25 protein-coding genes are annotated in these 24218 nt (G+C 38.9%); 12 read left to right on the top strand and 13 right to left on the bottom strand.

Features of this window, described 5'->3' with window-relative positions:
• Window positions 1-70 precede the first annotated feature (70 nt).
• Window positions 71-805 (top strand): Bax inhibitor-1/YccA family protein, encoded by a 735-nt coding sequence (locus CHU_RS11840; protein ID WP_011585804.1) that lies wholly within the window; start codon window positions 71-73, stop codon window positions 803-805.
• 203 nt (window positions 806-1008) lie between these two features.
• On the opposite strand, the gene CHU_RS11835 is transcribed toward CHU_RS11840, so the two are convergent.
• Window positions 1009-1374, bottom strand: a complete 366-nt coding sequence (locus tag CHU_RS11835; RefSeq protein ID WP_011585803.1) for a helix-turn-helix domain-containing protein — start codon at window positions 1372-1374, stop codon at window positions 1009-1011.
• 281 nt (window positions 1375-1655) lie between these two features.
• On the opposite strand from CHU_RS11835, the gene CHU_RS11830 reads away from it, so the two are divergent.
• Entirely contained in the window at window positions 1656-2054 is a 399-nt protein-coding gene (locus tag CHU_RS11830) for a response regulator (protein WP_011585802.1), read from the top strand.
• A gap of 105 nt (window positions 2055-2159) precedes the next feature.
• Here the strand turns inward: CHU_RS11830 and CHU_RS11825 are convergent, their stop codons facing one another.
• Both CHU_RS11825 and CHU_RS11820 read right to left on the bottom strand, forming a co-directional pair.
• On the bottom strand, window positions 2160-4274 hold the full coding sequence (locus tag CHU_RS11825; protein WP_011585801.1) for a S46 family peptidase: 2115 nt from the start codon (window positions 4272-4274) through the stop codon (window positions 2160-2162).
• Window positions 4275-4464: 190 nt separating this feature from the next.
• Entirely contained in the window at window positions 4465-5886 is a 1422-nt protein-coding gene (locus tag CHU_RS11820; RefSeq protein WP_011585800.1) for a BamA/TamA family outer membrane protein, read from the bottom strand.
• Window positions 5887-5947: 61 nt separating this feature from the next.
• On the opposite strand from CHU_RS11820, the gene acs reads away from it, so the two are divergent.
• From acs to CHU_RS11795, 4 genes are all read left to right on the top strand, one after another.
• Complete coding sequence (acs, locus tag CHU_RS11815) at window positions 5948-7843, top strand: acetate--CoA ligase (RefSeq protein ID WP_011585799.1); 1896 nt, start codon at window positions 5948-5950, stop codon at window positions 7841-7843.
• 518 nt (window positions 7844-8361) lie between these two features.
• Window positions 8362-8592, top strand: a complete 231-nt coding sequence (locus CHU_RS11805; RefSeq protein ID WP_011585797.1) for a hypothetical protein — start codon at window positions 8362-8364, stop codon at window positions 8590-8592.
• 142 nt (window positions 8593-8734) lie between these two features.
• Complete coding sequence (locus CHU_RS11800) at window positions 8735-9121, top strand: type II toxin-antitoxin system RelE/ParE family toxin (protein ID WP_011585796.1); 387 nt, start codon at window positions 8735-8737, stop codon at window positions 9119-9121.
• Window positions 9108-9407, top strand: a complete 300-nt coding sequence (locus tag CHU_RS11795) for a helix-turn-helix domain-containing protein (RefSeq protein WP_011585795.1) — start codon at window positions 9108-9110, stop codon at window positions 9405-9407. The genes CHU_RS11800 and CHU_RS11795 overlap by 14 nt, the downstream gene beginning before the upstream one ends.
• Before the next feature lie 146 nt (window positions 9408-9553).
• Here the strand turns inward: CHU_RS11795 and CHU_RS11790 are convergent, their stop codons facing one another.
• The 7 genes from CHU_RS11790 to CHU_RS11760 form a co-directional block, all read right to left on the bottom strand.
• Window positions 9554-11020 carry a nicotinate phosphoribosyltransferase gene (locus CHU_RS11790; protein ID WP_011585794.1) on the bottom strand — a complete coding sequence of 489 codons (1467 nt, stop codon included), beginning with the start codon at window positions 11018-11020 and terminating at the stop codon, window positions 9554-9556.
• Between the two features lie 55 nt (window positions 11021-11075).
• Window positions 11076-11480 carry a hypothetical protein gene (locus tag CHU_RS11785; RefSeq protein WP_011585793.1) on the bottom strand — a complete coding sequence of 135 codons (405 nt, stop codon included), beginning with the start codon at window positions 11478-11480 and terminating at the stop codon, window positions 11076-11078.
• Entirely contained in the window at window positions 11464-12303 is an 840-nt protein-coding gene (prs, locus tag CHU_RS11780; protein ID WP_041932361.1) for a ribose-phosphate diphosphokinase, read from the bottom strand. Before prs ends, CHU_RS11785 begins: the two co-directional genes overlap by 17 nt.
• Before the next feature lie 73 nt (window positions 12304-12376).
• Entirely contained in the window at window positions 12377-13078 is a 702-nt protein-coding gene (locus CHU_RS11775; RefSeq protein ID WP_011585791.1) for an NUDIX hydrolase, read from the bottom strand.
• 75 nt (window positions 13079-13153) lie between these two features.
• Window positions 13154-13393 carry a membrane protein insertion efficiency factor YidD gene (yidD, locus tag CHU_RS11770; protein ID WP_011585790.1) on the bottom strand — a complete coding sequence of 80 codons (240 nt, stop codon included), beginning with the start codon at window positions 13391-13393 and terminating at the stop codon, window positions 13154-13156.
• A 1-nt stretch (window position 13394) separates the two neighbouring features.
• A complete protein-coding gene (locus tag CHU_RS11765; protein ID WP_011585789.1) occupies window positions 13395-14519 on the bottom strand; it encodes a prolipoprotein diacylglyceryl transferase in 1125 nt (374 codons plus the stop codon).
• Between the two features lie 176 nt (window positions 14520-14695).
• Window positions 14696-15661 carry an L-threonylcarbamoyladenylate synthase gene (locus CHU_RS11760; protein ID WP_011585788.1) on the bottom strand — a complete coding sequence of 322 codons (966 nt, stop codon included), beginning with the start codon at window positions 15659-15661 and terminating at the stop codon, window positions 14696-14698.
• Window positions 15662-15931: 270 nt separating this feature from the next.
• Between CHU_RS11760 and CHU_RS19800 the strand changes: the two genes are divergently transcribed.
• On the top strand, window positions 15932-16054 hold the full coding sequence (locus CHU_RS19800; RefSeq protein WP_256235649.1) for a hypothetical protein: 123 nt from the start codon (window positions 15932-15934) through the stop codon (window positions 16052-16054).
• Between the two features lie 10 nt (window positions 16055-16064).
• Here the strand turns inward: CHU_RS19800 and nadE are convergent, their stop codons facing one another.
• On the bottom strand, window positions 16065-17945 hold the full coding sequence (nadE, locus tag CHU_RS11755) for an NAD(+) synthase (RefSeq protein WP_011585787.1): 1881 nt from the start codon (window positions 17943-17945) through the stop codon (window positions 16065-16067).
• Window positions 17946-18232: 287 nt separating this feature from the next.
• On the opposite strand from nadE, the gene CHU_RS11750 reads away from it, so the two are divergent.
• The 3 genes from CHU_RS11750 to CHU_RS11740 are packed head-to-tail and all read left to right on the top strand — an operon-like array spanning window position 18233 to window position 20826.
• Window positions 18233-19249 carry an ABC transporter ATP-binding protein gene (locus CHU_RS11750; RefSeq protein WP_238379270.1) on the top strand — a complete coding sequence of 339 codons (1017 nt, stop codon included), beginning with the start codon at window positions 18233-18235 and terminating at the stop codon, window positions 19247-19249.
• A 25-nt stretch (window positions 19250-19274) separates the two neighbouring features.
• Window positions 19275-20357, top strand: coding sequence for an o-succinylbenzoate synthase (locus CHU_RS11745; RefSeq protein ID WP_011585785.1), 1083 nt, complete (start codon window positions 19275-19277; stop codon window positions 20355-20357).
• A gap of 4 nt (window positions 20358-20361) precedes the next feature.
• On the top strand, window positions 20362-20826 hold the full coding sequence (locus CHU_RS11740; RefSeq protein WP_011585784.1) for a tetratricopeptide repeat protein: 465 nt from the start codon (window positions 20362-20364) through the stop codon (window positions 20824-20826).
• A 59-nt stretch (window positions 20827-20885) separates the two neighbouring features.
• Here CHU_RS11740 and CHU_RS11735 read toward each other — a convergent pair whose 3' ends face one another.
• Both CHU_RS11735 and CHU_RS11730 read right to left on the bottom strand, forming a co-directional pair.
• Complete coding sequence (locus tag CHU_RS11735) at window positions 20886-21944, bottom strand: NAD-dependent epimerase/dehydratase family protein (RefSeq protein ID WP_011585783.1); 1059 nt, start codon at window positions 21942-21944, stop codon at window positions 20886-20888.
• Window positions 21945-22005: 61 nt separating this feature from the next.
• A complete protein-coding gene (locus tag CHU_RS11730) occupies window positions 22006-22359 on the bottom strand; it encodes an MmcQ/YjbR family DNA-binding protein (RefSeq protein WP_011585782.1) in 354 nt (117 codons plus the stop codon).
• A 161-nt stretch (window positions 22360-22520) separates the two neighbouring features.
• Here CHU_RS11730 and galE point away from each other — a divergent pair, with 161 nt between their 5' ends.
• Complete coding sequence (gene galE / locus CHU_RS11725) at window positions 22521-23522, top strand: UDP-glucose 4-epimerase GalE (RefSeq protein WP_011585781.1); 1002 nt, start codon at window positions 22521-22523, stop codon at window positions 23520-23522.
• Window positions 23523-23604: 82 nt separating this feature from the next.
• Window positions 23605-24105: a MepB family protein gene (locus CHU_RS11720; protein WP_011585780.1), complete on the top strand. Its 501-nt coding sequence runs from the start codon at window positions 23605-23607 to the stop codon at window positions 24103-24105.
• Window positions 24106-24218: the final 113 nt, after the last annotated feature.

Genomic DNA, 24218 nt, shown 5'->3' with positions numbered 1-24218 from the left:
TCTTGTAGCATGGAAAAATACTAATTTGTAGTATTATTGCATAAATATTCACATTCAACAAAAAACAACGATGAGAACATCAAACCCTGCGCTAAACGAATCTACTTTTGATACCTATGCGGTTGCCGGAGAAGAGCGCATGACAATCAGAGGCACAGTTAATAAAAGCTTCATACTGATTGCCCTTGTTTTTTCTACCGCTTTGTTATCCTGGGATTTCATGACAGCTGGCGGAAACGGCGTTATTTATGTGATCGCTTCCGCTATTTTAGCATTAATTGTTGGTTTGGCAACATCCTTTAAACCAACCTGGGCACCTTATACAGCACCGGCATATGCCTTATTTGAAGGGGTGTTTCTAGGTGCACTTTCCGGTTTCGTTGATGCAATGTATCCGGGTATTGCAATACAGGCCGTATTATTAACATGCGGAACGTTTCTTTGTTTGCTTTTGGCATACCGCTCCGGTTTGATCAAAGCAACCGAGAATTTTAAACTTGGTATCGTTGCTGCTACCGGTGCGATCGGCTTGATTTACCTCGCTTCATTCGTTTTAGGTTTCTTTGGTATTCAAATTCCATACATCCATGGTAACGGTATAATCGGAATTATTTTCAGCCTGGTTGTGGTGGTTATTGCAGCCTTAAACCTGGTATTGGATTTTGATTTTATTGAACAGGGAGAAGCAAAAGGAGCTCCCAAATACATGGAATGGTATGCTTCTTATGGACTGCTTGTAACACTTGTGTGGTTATATATTGAGATTCTGAAATTACTTCTGAAACTGGCGAGCAGAAGAGATTAATAGCTACGGGGTATCAGCCATTAGTTACCAGAGCAGAGTACTCGTCGTACAATAGGTTACAAATATATCAGACAATTATTTTTTATGTTCTCTAGCATATAAAGCATATATATTAAAAAGAGCGCCCCGTTATTTTATCGGAGCGCTCTTTTTAATATGGGGTTAATATTTTTTAAATTGGGTAACTAAATGTAGTAACGTTTTTACATCACGCGGTTCGTTTTTAATAAATTTATAATTTCTTCTTTGTCACGGATTTGCTCTCGTAAGTAATCAATCTCGCGCATCATACTGTCCATCTTCTTCAGCGTTTCCTGATCATCCATCATAGATGTGCCATTTGTGCTGTCGGAAATCATTTGCCCGTTGCCCATGTACAGCCAATGCGGATTAATATTCGGTAATGCTTTGTATATAGCATTAAAGAACTCAATGTTAGGAATGTTTTTTCCTTTTTTTGCATTAGACAGTGTGTTTTCCGGCAATCCAGCTTGTTTGGCCAATTGTTTTTGGTTCAAATTAAAATGTTTCAGAATCATTTCGATTCTAGCATGTACAGGTGTATTCATGTCACTTTAAAATTTATTTATTCAACAAATTGAATTTTACGTGACAGTTTTCTATATTTGTTTGCAGTCAAATAGAAAACGACCGTTTTTGCTTTCAGTGATAGTACCTCCATAGTATCACTGAAAGCTATTCGTCAATAAATCACGATATTAATAGATAATACGAGAAGATGAATAAATAAGTTTGTATTAATTTCTATTTTATGTATGTTTTTTATATTTTCTTGTGTAAATCCATGTTCAATGGATAATTTTATTAAAAGCATTTCCTATGTTAACGCATGAATTCTACAATTGATTGGGTACTTTTGGTGGATGATGATGAGATACAGAATTTTATACATCTGCGAATTTTAGGTAAGTATATTTCTGCTGATAGAATCACAGTAGCAACAAATGGAGAAGAAGCAATTACCATCATCCGGAAATTAATTGAAAATAAAGTAAACCATGAAAACGGGCTTATTTTTTTAGATATAAATATGCCTATTATGAATGGCTTTCAATTTTTAAAAATTTTTAAGGAAGAATATGGAGCACAGTTCCCGCATACAAAAGTCTATCCCTTATCTTCTTCAGAAGATTTGAGTGATGTAATTCAAATGAATAAACTGGGCGTTGAAAATTATATTGTAAAACCACTCACACACGAGCAGGCAGGCGAGCTCCTGAACAAATAATCTGCTGTATAAAAAAATCTCAATACGATTCTTAAACGTTTAAAAATAAAAGATCCCGGATATAATATTTCCGGGATCTTTTTTATTTCAATCTATGAGATTGAATTATTTAACAATAGTCATCTCCTGAATTAAATGTGTTGCTCCTGCATACTGTTCAATAATAAACAATACATAGCGGATATCTACACAGATACAACGTTGTAGGGAAGGCTCATAAATTATATCGCCGCTCATTGCTTCCCAGTTTCCGTCAAAAGCAATTCCTATCAGTTCTCCTTTGCCATTCATAACCGGACTTCCTGAATTACCGCCAGTAATATCATTTGTAGTAATGAAACATACAGGTACTTTACCTTCTTCGTTTGTATAACTGCCAAATGATTTTGTGCGGTAAAGTTCGCTTAATTTTTCAGGAACAATAAATTCAGCATTTGTTGAATCTTCTTTTTCCATCATACCATCCAGTGTCGTATAATATTTATAGTATACGGCATCTCTTGGCTCATAATCCTGCACAGTGCCATAGGTTAAACGCATGGTAAAATTTGCATCCGGATATAATACTTCACTGGAACGCATTTCTAAAATAGCTTTCAGATACAATGCATTTGTTGTTTCAAGTTTTCCGAAAATAGCACCCAGTGTAGGGCCTACGTTGCTTCTGAAGTCTGTTAAGATGGATAACATGCATGAAAAACCAAGATCTTTTTCCAGGGCAGCAGCGCTTGGGTTAGCCATAAACAGATTAAACGTTGTTTGATTTGCAAACATGGATTTTGCAAATACAGCAGCTGCATATTTCGTAAAATCGCCTTTGTATTTTTTTTCCACTACACCAAAGATTGCCGGGTGTAAGCCTCTATCAATATCGTCGTGATACATTTTTAATAAGGCAGCAAATACTTTTTGATCGGTTGCTTTATTGTAATCCTTGAAATACTCTTTACCGTATTCCTGCAGGGCAGCCCTGGCATCTTCCGCGGATTGGCCTGCTTTCAGCAGTGTATACAGCTTATTTGCTTTATATGCGAATTCTAAAATCTCTGTTCCAAAAGCCGCTTCCTGAACATATACGTAAGGTAAATTAACCTTGCTGTATGCAGCATAGGTTTTTTTATAATCGCTTAATACATTTCCGTATTCTTTAATACGATTACTGTCCTGTTGTACCCAGGCTGTAAAAGCAGCTTCCTCAGCCTCTTTATCTTCGATTACATGAAGTCTTTTTAAACCCTGATTCTGACCGATGAAATATTTGTAGTAATTGCTTACACGCGCGTATTTTGACGCGTATTGAATACGGATGGCTGGATTGGCATCCATGTCTTCCTTCATAAGCGCAAGGCGTTTTTCGCGCAGCTTTATTTTAGCCGGGTTGCTTTGATAATAATTCATCGCAACGGCATAAGAAGTCATATAACGATCGGTACTTCCCGGATAACCCATTACCATGGAGAAATCATCTTTTTTGATGCCTGCTGTTGAAACAGACAAGTGCTGACGGGGGTGGTAGGGGATATTGTCTTTTGCATAAGGAGCCGGCTTTCCGTCTTTGCCCATATAAACACGGAACATAGAGAAATCGCCCGTTTGTCTTGGCCACATCCAGTTATCGGTGTCTCCGCCAAATTTACCTACAGCTGATGGGGGCGCACCAACCAAACGGATATCCGTAAAGATCTGGTATACAAAAAGAATTTTTTGATTTCCTTCAAAGAAATCTTCCACCTCAACCGTATAGGCATCTTCTTCACCGTATTCTTTTGTGAGTTCTTTTACAAGAGCTGTTTGTTCCTCTTCTGTTTTGCCTGTAAAACGACTTGTAACATCCTCCATACGAATTAAAAATGTAACTGTCAGGCCCGGGTTGCTTAATTCCTGCGAACGGTCCATGGCCCAGAAACCATCTGTAATATAATCGTGCTCCACAGAACTATGCGATTGAATGGCATCAAACCCGCAGTGATGGTTGGTAAGGATCAAACCATCCTGTGAAATGATTTCACCCGTACAGAAATTACCAAAATTTACAACGGCATCTTTTAAGCTGGAGTTATTAACAGAATAAATTTGTTCAGGAGTGATTTTTAAACCAAGCTTTTTCATCTGGTCATAATTCTTTCCCAATACAAATGGCAGCCACATACCCTCATCTGCACAAACATTTCCAATACCAAGGGAAACTATGGTAATAAAAAGAATAAAACGTTTTAACATAAAATAAATATTTAATAATGAATGGTTGAAAGTAAGGAATAATTTAAAGAAAAGAAAAGAAGTATAGAGTACAAAGTATAGAGTACTAATGTGCCAGCAATACTTTGAGAGCTACGAAGAATGAAATAAATACAGCTATGAATGTGATTACCTTACATACTCTGTACTAAGTACTATATACTTTGTACTTTTAAATCCCCGCCTTAAAGTTGATAAATACGCCGCTTTGTAAATCTCTATTAACAGAATATTCTACACGCATCACAAAATCGTAGTAGCTGACAAAATCAAATCCGACACCGCCGCCGGGTAAATACATATTTGCATAATGCTTGTTACCGGTAGCATATACATCCCTACGGTTGTCCCACACATAGCCCATGTCCATATACGCTTTTAAAAATATTTTAAACGGAACTTTTGTAAACCGGTCTTCCGGAAAACCATTCAGATGCAGATTCCAGTCGAGCAATTTAAATTTAAGGTTCAGTTTTGTGATGAGGTATTTTTGTCCGTCGATTACATATTGTTCATAACCGCTTACGGTTTCTTTGTCGTAGCCAAGTCCGCGCTGATTAAAATAAGGCTGTGTTACAGGTGTTGAATATTTTCCTTTTAACGTAGCAGCTATATTGAATCGATTTATTAACGGTTTGAATACACTGATCTCTCCTTTGAAAGATGTAAGTGAAACAGCGTTGCTGATTCCCAAGCCCATCTGTTCAACATCCAGACGCAGGTAGGTTCCTTTGAGTGCATAATACCGGATATCGCGGTGGTCCCGGATGAGCGAATACTTTAATGAAATGAATTCCTGTTTTGTACGGCCTTCCAGAAAATACGTAGGATTTAATTGAGATACGGTATCACCAATGGCATTGTTGTAATAGGTAGCACCTAACTGATGTTCCACATAAAAAGAGCCTCTGTACGTAAATGTTAAACCTGTACCGAAACGTTCGCGGATAAACCGGTCACCTTCTACATAAAACAATTTATTATCAAGTGTGTTGTACGCAACCTGTTTGTTAAGAATGTAACCGATGTAGTAGATAAGCCCGAGCTTTCTTGATTTGGTGAGGTAGGGAATGGTGTAGGTAAATTCTATTTTTTTCGTGAATCCGAATTCAGCTTTAATCTTCATGGATTCATTTCTTCCGCGCATATTTTTTTGCAGAAAATAAATGCCCAGATCCAGTCGGTTTAATTTGTGATCGCGCTGTACCCACCATTCATTGAAGTTACGATCTGCCAGGCCAACAATAGGTACAATGTAGGTGTAGAAGCGTTCCTTCACAGTAACCTGAACAATTTTATGAATAGCATCTTTAGAGATAAGTTCAGTATTGGTTTCTAAAAATAAACTTGTGTTGAACAAGCGGTTTTGTGTACGTGCTATGCGTGCGGCTAAACTTTTAGTAAGAACAGAATCACCCTTTTTTAAATCGAGTTCGCGTTCAATAATGAATGTCTTTGTGCGTTTATTACCTATGATCTGAATGCTGTCAATGATGATGTAAGAAGAAGCGGAAGAATCTGCCTGGGCAACACATATAGACACCGAAGCGAAAAATGGCAGTAAAAAAAGAATATGTTTTAATATTGAATACACGCTTTCAGAATTATCGTTTAAATTTATATATTTAATTTGTATTTAACCGCTTTTTATACCTATGATCAAAGCAATTCAATCTTTTGATGAATATACCCGCGCATATGCTGCCAGTATTGCAGATCCCGAAAAATATTGGGACGATCAGGCTGCGCAATTTATATGGAAGAAGAAATGGGATAAAACCCTGGAATGGAATTTTTCTGATCCGGATGTAAAGTGGTTTATAGGGGGTAAATTAAACATCACTGAAAATATTTTAGACCGTCATGCAACAAAAACACCTGATAAAGTAGCGATACACTGGGAATCCAATAACCCCGATGAAGCAGGCAAAGATATAACCTATAAGCAATTGTATGAACAGGTATGTGTGTTTGCAGGTGTATTAAAACAGAAAGGCATTAAAAAAGGAGATCGTGTATGTATCTACATGCCGATGATTCCGGAATTGGCAATTGCTGTACTGGCCTGCGCGCGTATAGGTGCCATCCATTCGGTGATTTTTGCAGGTTTTTCAGCCAGTGCGGTTGCAGACCGTGTAAACGATGCGAAAGCCGTAGCTGTGCTTACATCCGATGGCTCTTTCCGCGGAACAAAGAGCATTGCTGTAAAAGCGCTTATTGATGAAGCGCTGCAGCAGTGTGAAACTGTAAAGACAGTGCTGGTTGCTAAACGTACCGGCGATGCAGTGGCTATGAAAGACGGTCGTGATTACTGGTGGGATGAAGCGATTGCAGGGGCAACACCAGTATATGAAGCAGAAGAAATGGATTCGGAAGATCCCTTGTTTATTTTATATACTTCCGGTTCAACCGGAAAACCAAAAGGTGTTGTACATACGATTGGCGGGTATATGGTGTATACAGCATTCTCTTTTGCGAACGTGTTTCAGTATAACGAAGGCGATGTTTATTTCTGCACGGCTGATATCGGCTGGATTACCGGACATAGTTATTTAGTGTATGGTCCCTTGCTGCAGGGAGCTACACAGGTAATGTTTGAAGGCATACCTACGTATCCGGATGCCGGCCGTTTCTGGAGCATCATTGACAAATATGCCGTTACACATTTCTATACGGCACCTACAGCGATCCGTTCACTGATGTCTTTCGGCGATACAATGGTAGAAAAATATTCGTTGAAATCGTTGAAAGTACTTGGCTCTGTAGGCGAACCCATTAATGAAGAAGCCTGGCACTGGTTTAATGAACACATTGGAAAGAAAAACTGTCCGATTGTGGATACCTGGTGGCAGACAGAAACAGGTGGAATCCTGATTTCTCCATTGGCGAGCATTACACCATTGGTGCCCTCGTATGCAACCTTGCCGCTGCCGGGTGTGCAGCCTGTACTCGTAGATGCAAATGGTACGGTACTGGAAGGGAATAATGTAGAAGGAAATTTATGTATGAAATTTCCATGGCCATCTATCATCCGCACTACATATGGCGACCACGAACGTTGTAAACAAACCTATTTTTCAACCTATCCGAATCTGTATTTTACAGGCGACGGCTGTAAGCGTGATGAGAAGGGATATTACCGGATCATGGGAAGAGTAGATGATGTAATCAATGTATCGGGTCACCGTTTTGGAACAGCAGAAATAGAAAGTGCCATCAATGAACAGGCCGATGTAATTGAGTCGGCAGTAGTCGGCTATCCGCATGAAGTTAAAGGGCAAGGTATTTATGCCTATGTGATCTGTGATAAAACAGATAAAAATGAAGACCAGCTTCGCAAGGAAATTCTGGATAGTATTGTTAAACTGATCGGGCCCATCGCGAAACCCGATAAAATCCAGATTGTAACAGGTTTACCGAAAACACGTTCAGGAAAAATTATGCGCCGTATTTTACGTAAAGTTGCAGAAGGAGACCTGAATAATCTGGGTGACACCTCTACGTTGCTTGATCCGGAAATTGTTGAAGAGATTAAAAAGGGGGCCTTATAGTTTTTAGTTGTCAGGTACTAGTTGTCAGACAAGAGTATTGAGTTAGTTGCTACTACGGAACTTTTGACAAAAAAAGGAATGAGATCCGAATATTAATAGATAAATTATTTATAAATGAAATATACACGCAGTTGATGCTTGTATGGATTCGTTAGGCACAAGTATATTTATACCAAAATGGCAATAACAGTAACAATAGAAAAACTCGAGAAAATAATTTGTCAAACATCAGATACTTATATCAAAGACTATGAATCGAAAATTAAGCATATTCAAGAAAAAAGTAAATTGTCATTATGGATTATAGGTCTATCTATTGGAATGGAATTATTTACATTAAACAAACTTAAAAGCGAAGATATTTCTGATTGCTTTAATTTTTTATTAATTATTGTAATCGCTTTATTTTTATAGTAAATTCTTTTTTAGGTCTTTTAATTAGAATCAAAGAAACTAGATTATATAGTCACTTTTTACAAATTATAATACTTCATAATTATCAAAATGTACAAATTACTTTGAATTTAGATAAATCAATACCATTAGGTCAGCAAGTTATTGAAGACTTTTCAAATGGTATTGCAATCAATAAATTAAAAAATCTTGAATACATTGGAGAACAAAATGAGAAAAATAATCCTATTGTTTTATCTGACTTCGAGTTTTTACATAAAAGTGAGAATATAACAAGTGTTCTTCTAATTATACAAGCAATATTGACCGGTATTTTTTTGATAATCATAATTTAAGATAAAATTGTTTTATAAATTTTTTTGTTTAATAGTTTACATGCATAAACAATTATTTAAAAACATATTAGGTTATAGAATTATTGGCAATATTTTTAGTCTGTCAAGATACTTTTTTTGAACTAATTACGATATTTTAAAGTTGTACTATAGGGAAACTTTTTATACATTTGATAAATTGGGTGAAAATCAAAAAAATCGAACAATTGTGTTCTACAAGGACTACTTTTCAGAGTTCTTTGTGAAACAAAAGGCCAAAGTAAAAGATAAGATTATCTGGACTTTTGAACTTATAGAAGAACTGAAACGTGTTCCGGAAAGTTATTTAAAACACATTGAAAATACAGATGGCTTATATGAAATCCGTGTTCAACATGGCAGCGATATTTATAGAATATTCTGTTTTTTCGATAAAGGACAATTAGTTGTTATTACTAATGGTTTTCAAAAGAAAACACAGAAAACTCCCAAACAAGAAATTGAAAAGGCATTAAAAATTAAGGAGGAATATTTAAATGAAAAAAAGTAATATAAAAACACTTGAACAGTTCAAAGACCAAAATTACGGAAAAAAAGGAACTGCAAAACGCGATAGTCTTGAGATGGGTTATGATACCTTTAAAATTGGGGCATTAATTCAAGAAGCGAGGATCGAAAAAGGAATGACTCAAGAAGAACTTGCTATAAAATGTGGCACAACTAAATCCTATATATCCCGGATTGAAAATAATATTAAGGAAGTGCGGATCTCTACGTTGCAAAAAATAGTTGAACTTGGATTTGGAGGTCAACTTCAATTATCAATTAAATTTTAAGAAGAAATAATAATACACTTGAGAATCTATAGAAAGGCCCGAAATTATCCGGGCCTTTGTGTTTTATAGTATTACTTATTCATGTCTCTGTACTTAGTACTAAGTACTTTTGTCTGGCAACTGGAAGCTAGTACCTAGCAACTAACTTATACCAACCGATTTCTGATCGCGCTTAACGTTTCGTTTACAAGAAGTTTTCCATCTCTGAAAATTTCGTGCAGTTCACCGGTTTTTTCTTCTGCCCAGCTTACCTGATCGATTAATTTATACGTGTTATTTTCCAGGATAACTTTCATTAAACCTTTTGCAGATTTTTTAGTACCATCATCGGTGATCGGATCTTTAAAGATTTCTCTGCCGATTCCGTTTACTTCACAATACGTAGCTTTTACGGCACCGCCCTGGTTGTCTCTGGTCGCATAACCCATAGAATAACTGCCAACACCCAATACAATGTTTGTAGAAGCAAATCCTTTAGCTTTCAGACGTGCACATATGTGCTGTGCACGTTCCAGTGTGATGGAATCTCCATAAATAGCTCCAATATGCGGGTCAAGTACTTTATATCCTTGTGCATTCACCGTGCCGCCAAATGTATTCCATAGAAGTTCTATAACACCTTTTGATGCGGGTGCGTTTTCCCAGTTACCTTCGTATTTTCCATACGGTTCAGAGGTACCACAGATGATATCAACGGGGTCGCCGCTATCCGGACGTATTACCAGTTTTCCATCACGTGCCAGGATCTGTTCTTTTAATGTTGTTACGAATTCCGTACATACTTTCCACAAATCAAATGAATCGGATACTACGGATAAAATTCCTGTAGGATATTGTTCCATCAATCTTTTAAAGCCCTGAATTTCGTCTTCTCTTCCATAAGCAGTCATTACAGCGTGTTCAGAGGCAGGTACACTGAATGCTACATCCTTTTCATTGTAATAATACGCAGCTGCTTCAAGTGCAGGGATGGTATCCGTTCCTTTAAAAGAAGTAAGAAAACCTAAACTTGAACTTACTGCTGCCTCCGGATGCTGCATGCCCCTGCTTGAGAAATCATGTCCCTGAAAATCAACAAAGCCAATATTTTTTTCATCGGTGTTTTTTGCTGCTTCAGATAATAATTTTTTATAGCCATACGCTAAAGACGCTGAATGTAACGGCTTCCATAACAGACTTGAAATAAGTGTTTCCAGGAAATTCGGCAGCCAGTAAAATTCAGGCAGTGTATTATAAAATGTTAAAATCGGAATTTTAGCATCAATGATAGAACCTTCTTTTAGTGATTTAACGGCAATAGGTAAATATTGCAGATCATGCAACGCTTCGAAATGCGAAACATCGTAATCGCAGTTCAGGTAACTGGATAAATATTTTTTAGCTTCACCACATACTTCTGCTTTAGGTCTTTTAAAAAACTGTTCGTTGTATAAATCGAAAATGTATTTAACCGTGTACTGTGTACCAAACACTACAATCTGTTTGGCCTGTTCAGGCATGTATTTTACATTTCTTGGTGTGAAATTAGAATATACTAATGTTGTACCGGCAGGGTACATTTTATGATGGGAGGTTTTGTAACCATCTGTCATCAATAAGGGATTGTAATTCATAGTTGTAACGGTTTAATATCTTTAGAATCAATTCAATGAGTTTTACTACTGTTTATCAGACGGATTTTATACGGATGCTTTCGTGTTGCAGCAATTGTGTTAATTCACCGAATACTTGCTTCAAGCCTGCTCTGTCGTCGAGGTAAACATTTGCATACACTTTTTTACTGCTTGATACATGGAACGGAGGATTTTCATTTATATCATCAAACGGAATATTATTTTCCATAAGATAGTTTTTTACAAACGTCAGATCTTCCTGGCCTGTCCAGCAGATGAGGTGGCAGTTTATTTTTTTGAGATCTCTTAAAAGCGTTACCACATCTGCATATAACCGGCCTTTTTTGTGGAAATCGTATACCGTATCATCAAAGTCAAATGCAACGACCAATGAGTTATACGTTTGATATTCGTCCAGTATACGGGCGAATGAATTGGCAGCATTAAGATAGCAGTCCATCTGCTATTTTTAATTGAGTGACGTATTCATTTTCTATGTTCTGAAACGAATCTGTTGTAAAGATCCGTTTGAAAGCCGGGCTGAATTTTTCAAATCCCTGGCTGAATATTCCATGAGAGACTGCGAGGTAAATAGCTCCGCAGTTTTTCTTTTTTAATTCTTCTGCCAGGCCTATAAACGTTCCTCCGCCATCGCAGATGTCATCTACAATCAAACAATCTTTACCTTGCAGATCGTCGGCATACACTTTAAATCCTTTCAGTTTACCGGTTGTTACATCGCGGCTTTTGCTGCATTCCACTACCTGTATACCTCCTAAATATTCAGATACCTTATAGATCTTTTTCAGCGCTCCGCCGTCAGGCGAGATAAGCAAACAATCGTTACCTGTTATTTTCAGCACCTGCTGAATGAAGCGGTGATTGGAAACAGCTTCACAATTGTTTAATAAGGCTGGAGTAACTTCTGAATGCGCATCAAATACTGTAACCTTGCTTAACTGCAATGCATTTATCAGTTCCGCATATACTTTTACCGTTAAGGGTTCGCCTTTTACCATGACTCTGTCTTGTCTTGCTGCAGGGAAGTAGGGAATAAAAAGATTGATCTTATCTACATGCATTCTTCTTAACGCATCTACAGCAACAAGAAGCAATCCCACATCATTAAATGAATTCAAACGGTGTGTGACAGTAATCGGCTGGTTTGTATCAACGTCGGGCCGGATTTTGATGTGTGGCTCACCTCCGGAGAAAATGAAGCTTTCAAACGGAAGTTCTGTTCCGGAAAATGGTTTAAATGTTTTATCTAAATTGAGTAGCATAGTTCGCGTGTTTGTGTAATTATTACGCAATGTATATAGAAAGGTTTTAAATACATGTTAATTTGTGTAAAAATTACGCAAACTTAATTTCGAAATTAAATCCTTCTTTGTGTAACTTGTTGTATTTCTTTTTGTTGAATTTGAAAAGTTTTGCCGGTCGGCCAGTTTTTTCAGATGAAAATTTTTCTGTTTCTTCTAAAAGTCCGAAGCTCAGAATCTTTTTTCTGAAATTTCTGCGGTCAATTTGTTTTTGCAGGATGTTACAATAAAGATTTTCCAGATCAGAAAAAAGAAACTCTTTTGGCAGCAGATCAAACCCAATGGGCTGATAAGTAAGCTTACTTTTTAAACGTTCATAAGCTACCTGAATGATTTGATTGTGATCAAAGCCTAATTTAGGTATTTTATCCAGGGGCACCCATTTTGCATCTTTGGCATCTGTATCAGCAGACAACTTAAGTTCGGTAGAGTTTAGTAAAGCAAAATAAGCAACAGAAATGACTCTGCCTCTTGGGTCTCTATGAATATCGTCTCCGAAGGTATATAACTGTTCCAGATAGGTAACCTGGATACCTGCTTCTTCGCGCAGTTCTCTGTTGATGGCTTCGTATAAGGTTTCACCGTCTTTAACAAAACCTCCTGCTAATACCCAGTTATTTTTAAGCGCACCAAATTTTTGTTTTACAAGTAATACATGCAAGGCATTGTTGCTATAGCCAAAAACAATCGCGTCAACGGCAACCTTAATGTTTTGATTGATTTTTACTGATTCCATGTTCGGTTAAGCAAATAGTAGTACGTGCATACGTGAAAAAATAAAAAGCGTGCTTGCAAACATATTCGTTTACTGTTAGGGTACCGGATCGTATCCGCTGCCGCCCCAGGGATTACAGCTGCAGATACGTTTAGTCCCCAGCCAGATTCCTTTAAGCGGGCCGTATTTTTCGATTGCCTGCACACAATATTCCGAGCAGGTTGGCGTGTATCTGCAAGCGCCCGGCAGCAAAGGGGAAATGCTGTATTGATAGATCTTCACAGGTATAATAAATACCTGTTTTACTGCACCTGTGAAGAATTCTTTTTTATTCATGTCAGTTCTTTTCAGAAGTGTTTTTACGCTTTAATGTAAAGCTGCGGATCAACACAAATATACCGGCCAATACCAAGGGGATACTTAAGATCTGGCCCATGTTCCACGTCATTCCGTTTTCAAATTCAGATTGATTTTCTTTGAAGATCTCATAAAAGAAACGCAGGGAGAAAAGGATCACCACAAATAAACCGAACAGCAATCCCTCCGGCGTTTCAGCTCCGAATCTTTTGTACAGGCCGTATAATAACAGGAATAACAGGAACGATGAAATGGCTTCGAATAATTGTGCCGGGTAACGGGGGATACCATAAATCAACACATCAATCTCCTGTGTCTTCCCATCGATAATGCGTGTACCCAAAAACATGTTTTTATCTGTTGGCAGTAAAATGTGTTCAGAATAACTGGATGATTTGTACAGGCTTTTCCGGATCTGATTGTTTACAAAGCTTTCCGCTGAATCGATGCGTTTTGTGATCAGTGTCATTTTTAATTCCGTAGTAGGAAAGCCGTAGCTAACCGAATCATTTCCGAGTTCTTTAAACGAAACTTTTTTTATGTATTTATCACCAAAGGATTGTATCAGGTGATCCTTTGTAGGATACGTAAATACAAAGGATGTAAGGGAAGCAGCAGGTTTACCGATGATTTCGGAGTTCATAAGATTTCCCATACGGATACACGCGCCGGCAAGCGCCACAACAATAACAACACGGTCCAGCACATATAAAAAACGTTGTGTTTTATATTTTCGTGAATACAGCCATACTGCAAAGATGATTCCAAAGGCAGCACCGTGGCTTGCTAATCCTCTGAAGCCGGTAAATTTAAACTCCGGCTCAAATTCAACCGGCAGGAAAATTTCTAACATATGATGCTGAAAATATTCCCAGTCATAAAAGATACAATGACCCAAACGTGCACCAATTAAGGTTGCCAGAAACATGTATATGGCTAGTTTTTCTACATCGGATTCTTTTCTTCCCTCAGAAACGTAGATAGAAGTCATTATTCTGAAGCTGAAATAAAAGCCGGCAGCAAATAAGATGCTGTACCAATGCAGTTCAAAATTTCCTATTTCAGCAAGATATGGAGCAACATTCCAGATGATGTAATTAAGCATAAATGTACGGTATGTAATGGTGTACAAAGTACGAAAAAAACACCACGATTAGTACACGATTATAGTATAAATAAAAGAATACAGGATTAGTAAACAATTTAAAAGAATTAATAAAATAATACCACATGAGAAATACTACTGTACATTTTTTTTCTTAGTACTTAATACTTAGTACTCTATACTTCTTCTGCGCAGGCTCTCTTCAAACGGTCATTAATGGCAAGGCCTAAGCCAACAGCGGGTACGTACTCGGTCAGGATAATATCAGCTTCGCTGGTATCTAATACACGCATGGCGGCAAACAGATGCTGTGCGGCTTCTGTAACATTTCCTTCAGGGGATAGAATATAATTTTTGTATGCGGCAGGGTATGCCTGCTGAAAAGATAATACGGCTATTTTTTTACCTGCATAGGTCTGCAGCAGTGTTTCAATGTTTCCTGCACGCATGGGAATACGCGGGGCATAATGACTTTTTAACATACCCGGTGCAGCCGGATTGGATGAACTTACCGCTTGAACATGTACCGGGCCGATTATGGCTTCGATGGCTTCAATGGATAAACCTCCGACACGCATTACGGTAGCCTTGCCGTTTTCCCAGCCAATGATGGTAGACTCAACACCAATGTTGGAAGCACCGCCGTCCAGGATATAAGCAACTTGATCGCCCAGCTGATCAGTAACATGCTGTGCTGTTGTAGGTGAAATATACCCAAAAGGGTTTGCACTTGGCGCAGCCAGCGGGAAAGAAAGGGATTGTAACAAGGCCAGTGTTAACGGATGATTCGGGATGCGAACCGCAACACGGTTTAAGCCGCTGGTAACAAGATCAGGTATGATTTCTTTTTTTTCTAACAGCAAAGTTAGCGGTCCCGGCCAGAATGCTTTTGCCAGCAGCTGTGCCTGCTCGGGAATATCCGCTACAAATTCCCCTAAAGCTTCAATAGAATGCGTATGTACGATAAGCGGATCAAAACTGGGTCTTTTTTTTACAGAAAAAATGGTTGCTACAGCTTTTATATCTAATGCATTGCCCGCAAGCCCATAAACCGTCTCTGTTGGTATAGCAACAACGTGATTCTCTTCAAGTAATCGTTTAGCTTGTGTAATATCTACACCCGTTTTTGATGCTTTATTCATTTTATTTTATCTGCTGCAAATTTAAGCCAATTATTGAAGAATAGAAGGTTAATGAGGGTGTTTACACAGGATAATTTTTGTCTTGAATCAATTGTACTTTCAAAAGATACCCTTAGATAGAAAATAGAATGCGTGCATTTCTGCCCCAATACACAGCGAAAACTTACGCAATACTGACATCTGTAGGTTTTACAAAAACAATTCGAAATCTGTAATTTATAAATTACGTTCTTTTGTATAGTCAATTAACTATTTAATTTTCAAACAGCTATGGAACTACAAAATACCACTCAAAACACGCAGAAAGCATATATTGATGCCGTTGCAAACATGCTTGAAGTATTGCCGGGGGATATTCTTATTCTCAGACCGAGACCCCGAAATAATTCTTAACTAAAAAGAATTATTGTAACTGATCCAGATCGTTCAGTTCTTTTGCAAAACCACTGCTCAGAATCGGGAAACGATACCAGGATCTTGGATCAATATTAAAATCATCCATGTGAAAAGAAGGTGCAAGGCGTTCGCGTTTCCATTGATTGATTGACCACAAACGGAAAAATTTCTTTACCCAGTATTTAAATTCGTTTTTGGTATACGGGCCTTCAGTAAGTAATGCAGTATACACCTGAACAGGTGAAAGCCGTTCTTTAATTGCTTTACGTTCAATACGGGCCAGGACATCATATGGCATGAGATCCCGTTCGTCTGTCTGTGTATATTCTGACGGGCGTAGTTCTGCGGTTGGTGCCAGTTTATTTACAATATGCAATCCATGCTGATTTCTGTTTTTTTCTGCCCAGCGCAGCCAGCTTCGGATGAAATCCTTATCTACACCGGCAATAGGAGCGATCCCGCCCGCTGTATCACCATCCATGGTTGCATACCCTACATCACCTTCGCTTCTGTTCGAAGTTGTAATCAGCAAGGCCTGCTTCACATTTGTGAGCATCCAGATGATCGGTGCTCTGCCGCGCGCCTGAATGTTCTGCAGGGTAATATCATCTTTTTCCCAGGTAAGCGGGCGTTCAATTACGTTTTCTATAGTAGCCTTATACTGTTCAATCTCTTCGTCCACACTCCAGTTGTAAAATGTTGCACCGATAGATTCTGCCAGTGTTTTAGCAGACGTATAGGTTTCATCTCCGGAGTTGCGTGTAGATTGGTATGCCGTTGTTAAAAATACAGCGGTTATTTTTTTTGCCTGTTCTTCAAAAGGAAGATGTTGTAACGCCGGAAGATCAAACAGTGTTTCCATGTTTGATTTTTGGAGGAATGCCGTTAGTCCTAATTCTTTTAATCCTTTACGGATCATTTCGGCAACCATAATAGCACAGGCGGAAGAATCAGCACCGCCGCTGAGCGATAAAACAAATCCTTTGCTGCGGCTTTTGCGCATGTAATCAAAAAGCCCCAGAGAAGTAGCTTCCCAGAATTCAAATTCTTTTTCCAGATCGTCCTGCGTAAGCACGGTTTCAGGCGTTTCAGCTGAATCGGTAGCAATATCCGCGTAGATGAGGTTTACATTCTTAAACGAAAGGCGATCGTTGCGCTGAATGAGTTTGCCTTTATGTGCAATGAGTACTTCGCCGTCGTAGATCATGCGTCCGGCTTCGTTTCCGAGCAGGTTGGCATACACATAGGTACAATCAAACCGTTCAGACCCGCCAATTACCAGGTCGTAGCGGATGGCAGATTTTCCAAATGCAAAATGGCTGGCACTAGGGTTTAATACCAGTGTAGCGCCTTTTTCATAATGGCGGATACCTACACGGTCTGTGCGCCAGGCATCTTCACATATTTCAAATCCGATACGGGCATCTTTTACATTATACAAGACATCACCGAATGGGTATTTTACATCGTTGTAGAGAAAGGTAGTAGTGTGGTTTCGAGGCCAGGCAGTGAACCAACGCGTTTCATAATGTACACCTTCGTTTGCTAAAAACTGTTTGGCAGAAAAGCCTTTTACTATCCCATTTTCAACCAGGCAGACACAGTTGTACGTAATACCTGCAATGCGCATCGGTAAACCTAAGGAAACCGTAATGTCTGTACACGATGCAGCTATTTCAAAACAATATTCAATAGCTGTTTCGGCAACCCAATCCGTTAAAAATAAATCTTCGCAGCCATATCCGGTGATACATAATTCAGGTAAGCAAAGAATTTCTACATTCGCATTTTTTGCTTCCTCTATTGCATCAAGAATATTTTTAACATTATTTTCCCAGTCAATGGGAGTTTGATTTACTGCCGCGCCGCCTATCCGTATTGTGCTCATTGTAGTAATGATGAAGTGATTGAAAGGTAAGAAAAAAAATGAAAAAAGTGTAACGTTTACAGTGTAAAGTGTATTTCGACTTTCTAAAAATCATTTTAGGTAATTTATAAGCACCAAAGCAGGTACACATACCAGAGAATTACACTTTACACTATACACTTTCAACCAGTATCGTTATATTAGAACTTAACCATTAATTTGGATTTTAGTTTTGAAAGATAAACCAGCTTCCGCCTTTCGCTTTTTTCAGCTACATTTACACTATGTTATCAGTTAAAAATTTGAGCATGCGTTATCAGGAGGCTACTTTTGATGCGGTGCAGGATATTTCCTTTGAACTTGAACGGGGAAAGAAGTTAGCGATTGTTGGAGAAAGCGGCAGCGGAAAAACTACTTTATTAAAATTGCTTGCCGGGTTGTTTGATCCGAACGCCGGCGATATTCATTTAAATGACAGTCGCGTTCTGGGACCCGCACACAATCTGGTAGCGGGGCATCCGCACATACGTATTGTTCTGCAGGATTATGGCCTGAAGAAAAATCAATCTCTGAAAGAAAACCTGCAGCATCCGCTGCGGTATTTTACAGCAGAAGAACAGAATGAAAAAATCGCCGTGCTTGCAAAGATCTTTCATATACAGCAGTTGCTTGATCGTAAATCGTATCAGTTGTCTGGCGGGCAGCAGCAGCGTGCAGCCATTGCAGCTGCTTTTGCAGCTTCACCGCAGGTAATGCTTATGGATGAACCGTTCAGTAACCTGGATGTGTTACTGGCCGATCATATCCGCATGTTTATGATGAAGGAGATCCGTAAAACAAAAACCAGCCTGATTTTTGTAACACACCAGACAACCGATGCGCTGGCACTTGCGGATACCATTCTGGTAATGCGCAACGGAAAAATGGTACAGATGGGAACAGTTGAAGAGATCTACGATCAGCCGGTTTCTCCGTATGTAGCAGCGTTGTTTTCGGACATTAATTTTTTCCGTTTTTCAAAACTGGAAGATTTAAAATTGAAAGGTTATAAGCCGTGTGAGAAAGAACTGGGAAATAATTTTATCGCCGCCATCCGTTCTCATGATATAGAAGTGCTCACTAAAGGAAAAGGCCTGAGCAAAGCAGTGGTGCTTCGTAAAGAGTTTCATGGTGATCAGTATAAATTATTTTTGCGTTTACCGAATAAGCTGCAATTGAAAGCATTTACCACAGACATTTCCATACAGGAAGGCGATGTAGTAAAATTAAATTTCACCTTTGAAGATCTGTTGTTGTTCCCGAATCAAACAACACTGGACGTTTAGAATTTCTTTGCAGTAGTTTATACCTATGGAGATCCGCTGGAAAAAACACCGCCTGGATTTTACCTTTCAGGCTGGCACATCAAGAGGTGTGCTTACACACAAAGACACCTGGTACCTTATTGGTGAAGAATCAGGAAAAGAATTTTATGGAGAATGCGGTCCGCTGAAAGGATTAAGTATTGATGACCGTCCGGATTTTGAATCGAGGTTAAATGTAGTGTGTGCGCATTTAAATACCCGTTCCGTACATGCCTGGAATACCTTAGGGTTTGTTGATTCATTGATCCCGGAATTGGACCTGATCGGTTTTCCCTCTATTGTAATGGCGCTTGAGACGCTGCAGGCAGATTATCTGAATGCGTATAAAAGAGAAATCTTTGAAAGCAGTTTTTATACCTTTGGTTCACCTATAGCCATCAATGGATTGGTATGGATGAATGAGCCGGAAGATATGTATGCTCAGGCGATCAAAAAAATAGAGGCCGGGTTCAGCTGTGTGAAGTTTAAAGTAGGGGCTATTGATTTTGAAAAAGAATGCCGGATCTTTGAAAAGATCAGAGAACAATACCCGGAAGAGCAGGTGAATATCCGCGTAGATGCAAACGGTGCTTTTACAGAACAGGATGTGTGGCAAAAATTAGAGAAGCTGGCAACTTACGGCATTCATTCCATTGAGCAGCCAATCAAGCCGAAGCAGGAAGAACTCATGCGTCAATTATGCAAAGATGCAGCGTTGGAGATTGCGCTGGACGAAGAGCTTATTGGAATGTCTGCTTTGCAGGAGAAAGAAAGACTGCTGGAAGAATTAAATCCACCGTTCATTATTTTAAAGCCGACGTTATTAGGCGGCTTTGCTGCAACAGAAGAATGGATCCGTGCGGCAGAATTCAGAGGAATAGAGTGGTGGATGACATCTGCGCTGGAATCGAATATCGGGTTGAATGCCATTTGTCAATTTACATCAACCTTTCCGGTTTATATGCCGCAGGGCTTAGGTACAGGAAGTTTATACCACAATAATATTCCATCTCCGTTAACGGTTGAAAACGGTCATATTTTTTATGATACAACCAAACCGTGGGATTTTTCAGCATTAAAAAACAGATAGAAACATGACACAACACATACCCGTAACCCGTTCGATAAATTATGGCGCATTCGCTTTGCAGATGGTCTTTTTATTTGTTCTGATCGTTCTGTTTCAGTTGTCCGGTTCAGACGAAGCAGCCGTTTGGGCAGGCATGGTCTATCTGGTCCTTGCGTATGGGTTACGGTATTTTGTACCTATTGATCACCGCAAAGGCATGCGTGCCTTAAAGCAGGGAGATTATGAACAGGCTATCATACATTTTGATAAAAGCGCTGAGTTTTTTTCAAATTATAGCTGGGTAGACCGGTTCAGAGTGTTTACAACATTTACTGTTTCAAAATTATGTTACCGGGAAATTGCCTTGGTAAATAAAGCTTTTTCATTGATCTGCCTGGAACGGAAGGAAGAAGCCAAAGCTTTGTATGAGCAATGCCTGAAAGAATATCCTAAAAATAACATTGCGTTTTATGCGTTGAAAATGATGTAGAATTTGGTTAATTAAATCCTCCTGGATCTTTTAAAACCCAGGAGGATTTGTCTCCGGTTTTATTTTTTCTTCACAATTCCGTTATCAATCATCTGCTGAAACAATTCAACGATTGATTCTTCAATCGGCCTGTAATGTATTCCTAACTTCTGAATACTCTTTGTATTATCTACGCGCCACGGATAACCAACGTTTCGGTTAATCATGTCGCGTTTAAAGCCGGCAAGCGGCGCCAGCAGCCATACCAATGATTTAGGCAATAGCCTGGTAGGGAAGTGGTAAGCAGTACCAAACTTTTTACGCAGCATACCTGCCAGTTCAAGTAAGCCTGTATTTTGTGCCGAGATAATATTCCGTCCTTCGGCGTCAGGCTTTAAGCCGGCAATAACATGGGCTTCGGCCAGATCACGTACATCCACTACACCGATGGTAAAATCCGGTATGCCAAAACGCATGCTGCCATCGCCGACCTGGCGCACAATATTAAAGCTTTCAGAAGTAGCAAATGGATTTAAACCTGGTCCGATAACCAGTGAAGGATTTATCACAACAAGATCCCAGCGATTCTGTTTTTTATTTATTTCCCAGGCAGCCCGTTCTGCCACTGTTTTAGAATAATTATACGGCTGGTGATTTAACGTAGAAGTCGTGTTCCAATGTGCTTCCGTGCCAGCCCCGTCAGGCATTTTGCTGCAGTCAATGGCATCACCAATAATAGCGGCTACACTGCTGGTTAACACCACACGTTTTACAGACGCAGTTTTATTTACTGAAGCCAATACGTTTTTGGTTCCGATCAATGCCGGATCTACTAAATCACGTTGCGGGTCTGCTACTTTATTAATGAACGGAGAAGCGGTATGAAATACCAATTCACAACCTTCCATAGCTTCATCATACGAGCCTGCCTCTAACAGATCAGCTTTAAAATATTTAATCGTTCCGGAAGCCTGCTGGGCAAGGGTATTTAAATATTTCAGTTTGTCGTTATCGGTTGGATTTCGTACAGATGCATGCACGGTAAAACCTTCATCCAGTAATTTTTTTACAATCCAGCCAGCTACATATCCTGTAGCACCTGTTACCAGAACAGGTTTTTCTTTATTGATGTGTGTCATGTGATACGTAAGGATACTAAAAACAAACGGTTAGTAATTTGAACTTGAAAAAGAGGGTATCCTATGGTATAAGTTGTTCTTTAATTTTTTTAGACAATCCGGAAAATACTAAATCATATGAATGGTCGATCCATTCCTTTATATATGTATCATTAACAGAACCATTATGAATAATCGTGTTCCAGTGTTTTTTACTCATGTGATAACCGGGTAACACACAATCATAGGCTTCACGTAATTCAATTGCTTTTTCAGGGTCACACTTCACATTGAATTGAATCGGGTTACTTGTTAATGATAGCAATAAGAATATTTTGCCGCCCACTTTAAATACCAGCGTGCTTTCATCAAACGGAAAGCTTTCTTCCACGCCGGGCTTCTGCAGACAATACATTCTTAAATGCTCTATATTCATGGTATCTTATTGGAATAGAATTTAATATAATATTTGTGTTGCTTACTTCAAAGAGATATTTCTTTAATCAATAAGTTACGGTTAAATTATATACGTAGCGATCTTAATTTTTGGTTCTCGGTGTGAATTAACTTATTTTAGCTAAAGTTTAATTTTATAATATGTCAACAGTTTTAGTTACAGGTGGTGCAGGATATATCGGTTCGCATGCTGTGCGTGCATTAGCCAATTTAAATTATCAGGTTATTGTGCTGGATAATCTTATTTACGGACATAGAGAAGCCATCGTAAACAGTGAAGTACGTTTTGTTGAAGGGGACATTGCCAATAAAGCCTTGGTTATTGATATTCTTAAAACATATAAGGTAGATGCAGTCATGCACTTTGCTGCATTTGCTTATGTGGGTGAGTCTGTAACAGAGCCGACAAAATATTACAACAATAACTTAGCTGCTTCCATTACCCTGCTTGATGCTATGCGTGAAGCAGGCTGTAAAAATATTATTTTTTCTTCTACCTGCGCTTCTTATGGTTCGCCTAAATACATGCCTATTGATGAGGCTCATCCGCAAGAACCCATTAATCCATATGGCGCGAGCAAGTGGATGCTTGAGCGTGTAATCAAAGATTACCACCATGCTTACGGGATCAATTATGCCTTCTTACGGTATTTTAATGCATCTGGCTGTTCGGCAGATGGTTTGATCGGCGAAGATCACGATCCGGAACCGCATTTAATTCCATTGATCTTAAAAGCGATCAAAGGGGAACGCGATGCGATTACTGTATTTGGTACAGATTATGAAACACCGGATGGTACCTGTGTACGTGACTATATTCACGTTGAAGACCTTGCAGATGCACACATTAAAGCGTTTACTTATCTATTGTCTGGTAAAGGTCCGGTTATCTGTAATTTAGGTACGGGAGTTGGTTATTCAGTTAAAGAGATGATCGATGCAGCGGAGCGGGCTACAGGTAAAAAGGTACCGGTAAAATATGGTGAACGCAGAGCAGGTGATCCAAGTCATCTGGTTGCGAATGCTGAAAAAGCCTGGAAAGAACTGGGCTGGAAAGCACGTTACGTAAATATTGAAGAAATCATCGCAACGGCCTGGAAATGGGAGAATGGCGAACGTAGCGGCCGTTATGGAAAAAATTAATACGAACACTTCATATTGAAATTATGAATGCTTCGCTATAAGGCGAAGCATTTTTATTTCAGGTCAGTATAAAAATACATACATGAAAGGCAGGATTCATCCGGATGCAAATGTTGTTCAAAAGATATACGAAACGTATGGGTGGGCATGTAGTGAGATACAGCCCGAGTCAGAAAGCACGGAGTATGGCGCCGCTACTTTTCGGCTTAATAACAAAAAAATCATTTTTAGGGTTGCTAAACGTACACCCACCAAGACCGGCCAATTTGTTACCATCTGGAAAAGAAATCCGGAAGGCATTACAACTCCCTTTGATGCGGCCGATGCATTTGATTTTATCGTGATCTTTGTACGAAACGGAGAACAGACCGGGCAGTTTGTATTTTCAAAAAAAGTGTTGACAGAGAACCGGATTATTTCAGCAGGAAAAAATACTGGTAAGCGAGGAATACGTGTGTATGCGCCCTGGGATCGTACAGAAAATAAACAGGCTCAGCAAACGCAGACCTGGCAACTGGCTCATTTTATTGTGCATGGAAAATCTGAACGTAACAGGTTGGAAATCTTGTTTCAGGATAGATAAGTATTGTTTTATTTTTTAGTACTTTTTAATTATTCAGGTAACATTCATTCTTATAAGCAAGGGTTAAAATATAATTATCATAAGGCTTTATTTTTTCAAATGTGATAATTATG

Source organism: Cytophaga hutchinsonii ATCC 33406 (assembly GCF_000014145.1).
Lineage (GTDB): Bacteria > Bacteroidota > Bacteroidia > Cytophagales > Cytophagaceae > Cytophaga > Cytophaga hutchinsonii.
The sequence above is the reverse complement of the archived record's forward strand: the minus strand, read 5'-3'. Positions and strand labels throughout refer to the sequence as shown.

Coding starts and splice junctions, on each gene's coding strand:
- CHU_RS11840 (WP_011585804.1), top strand. CDS start 71: ATGAGAACATCAAACCCTGCGCTAAACGAATCTACTTTTGATACCTAT.
- CHU_RS11835 (WP_011585803.1), bottom strand. CDS start 1,374: ATGAATACACCTGTACATGCTAGAATCGAAATGATTCTGAAACATTTT.
- CHU_RS11830 (WP_011585802.1), top strand. CDS start 1,656: ATGAATTCTACAATTGATTGGGTACTTTTGGTGGATGATGATGAGATA.
- CHU_RS11825 (WP_011585801.1), bottom strand. CDS start 4,274: ATGTTAAAACGTTTTATTCTTTTTATTACCATAGTTTCCCTTGGTATT.
- acs (WP_011585799.1), top strand. CDS start 5,948: ATGATCAAAGCAATTCAATCTTTTGATGAATATACCCGCGCATATGCT.
- CHU_RS11795 (WP_011585795.1), top strand. CDS start 9,108: ATGAAAAAAAGTAATATAAAAACACTTGAACAGTTCAAAGACCAAAAT.
- CHU_RS11790 (WP_011585794.1), bottom strand. CDS start 11,020: ATGAATTACAATCCCTTATTGATGACAGATGGTTACAAAACCTCCCAT.
- CHU_RS11785 (WP_011585793.1), bottom strand. CDS start 11,480: ATGGACTGCTATCTTAATGCTGCCAATTCATTCGCCCGTATACTGGAC.
- prs (WP_041932361.1), bottom strand. CDS start 12,303: ATGCTACTCAATTTAGATAAAACATTTAAACCATTTTCCGGAACAGAA.
- CHU_RS11775 (WP_011585791.1), bottom strand. CDS start 13,078: ATGGAATCAGTAAAAATCAATCAAAACATTAAGGTTGCCGTTGACGCG.
- yidD (WP_011585790.1), bottom strand. CDS start 13,393: ATGAATAAAAAAGAATTCTTCACAGGTGCAGTAAAACAGGTATTTATT.
- CHU_RS11765 (WP_011585789.1), bottom strand. CDS start 14,519: ATGCTTAATTACATCATCTGGAATGTTGCTCCATATCTTGCTGAAATA.
- CHU_RS11760 (WP_011585788.1), bottom strand. CDS start 15,661: ATGAATAAAGCATCAAAAACGGGTGTAGATATTACACAAGCTAAACGA.
- CHU_RS19800 (WP_256235649.1), top strand. CDS start 15,932: ATGGAACTACAAAATACCACTCAAAACACGCAGAAAGCATATATTGAT.
- nadE (WP_011585787.1), bottom strand. CDS start 17,945: ATGAGCACAATACGGATAGGCGGCGCGGCAGTAAATCAAACTCCCATT.
- CHU_RS11750 (WP_238379270.1), top strand. CDS start 18,233: ATGCGTTATCAGGAGGCTACTTTTGATGCGGTGCAGGATATTTCCTTT.
- CHU_RS11745 (WP_011585785.1), top strand. CDS start 19,275: ATGGAGATCCGCTGGAAAAAACACCGCCTGGATTTTACCTTTCAGGCT.
- CHU_RS11740 (WP_011585784.1), top strand. CDS start 20,362: ATGACACAACACATACCCGTAACCCGTTCGATAAATTATGGCGCATTC.
- CHU_RS11735 (WP_011585783.1), bottom strand. CDS start 21,944: ATGACACACATCAATAAAGAAAAACCTGTTCTGGTAACAGGTGCTACA.
- CHU_RS11730 (WP_011585782.1), bottom strand. CDS start 22,359: ATGAATATAGAGCATTTAAGAATGTATTGTCTGCAGAAGCCCGGCGTG.
- galE (WP_011585781.1), top strand. CDS start 22,521: ATGTCAACAGTTTTAGTTACAGGTGGTGCAGGATATATCGGTTCGCAT.
- CHU_RS11720 (WP_011585780.1), top strand. CDS start 23,605: ATGAAAGGCAGGATTCATCCGGATGCAAATGTTGTTCAAAAGATATAC.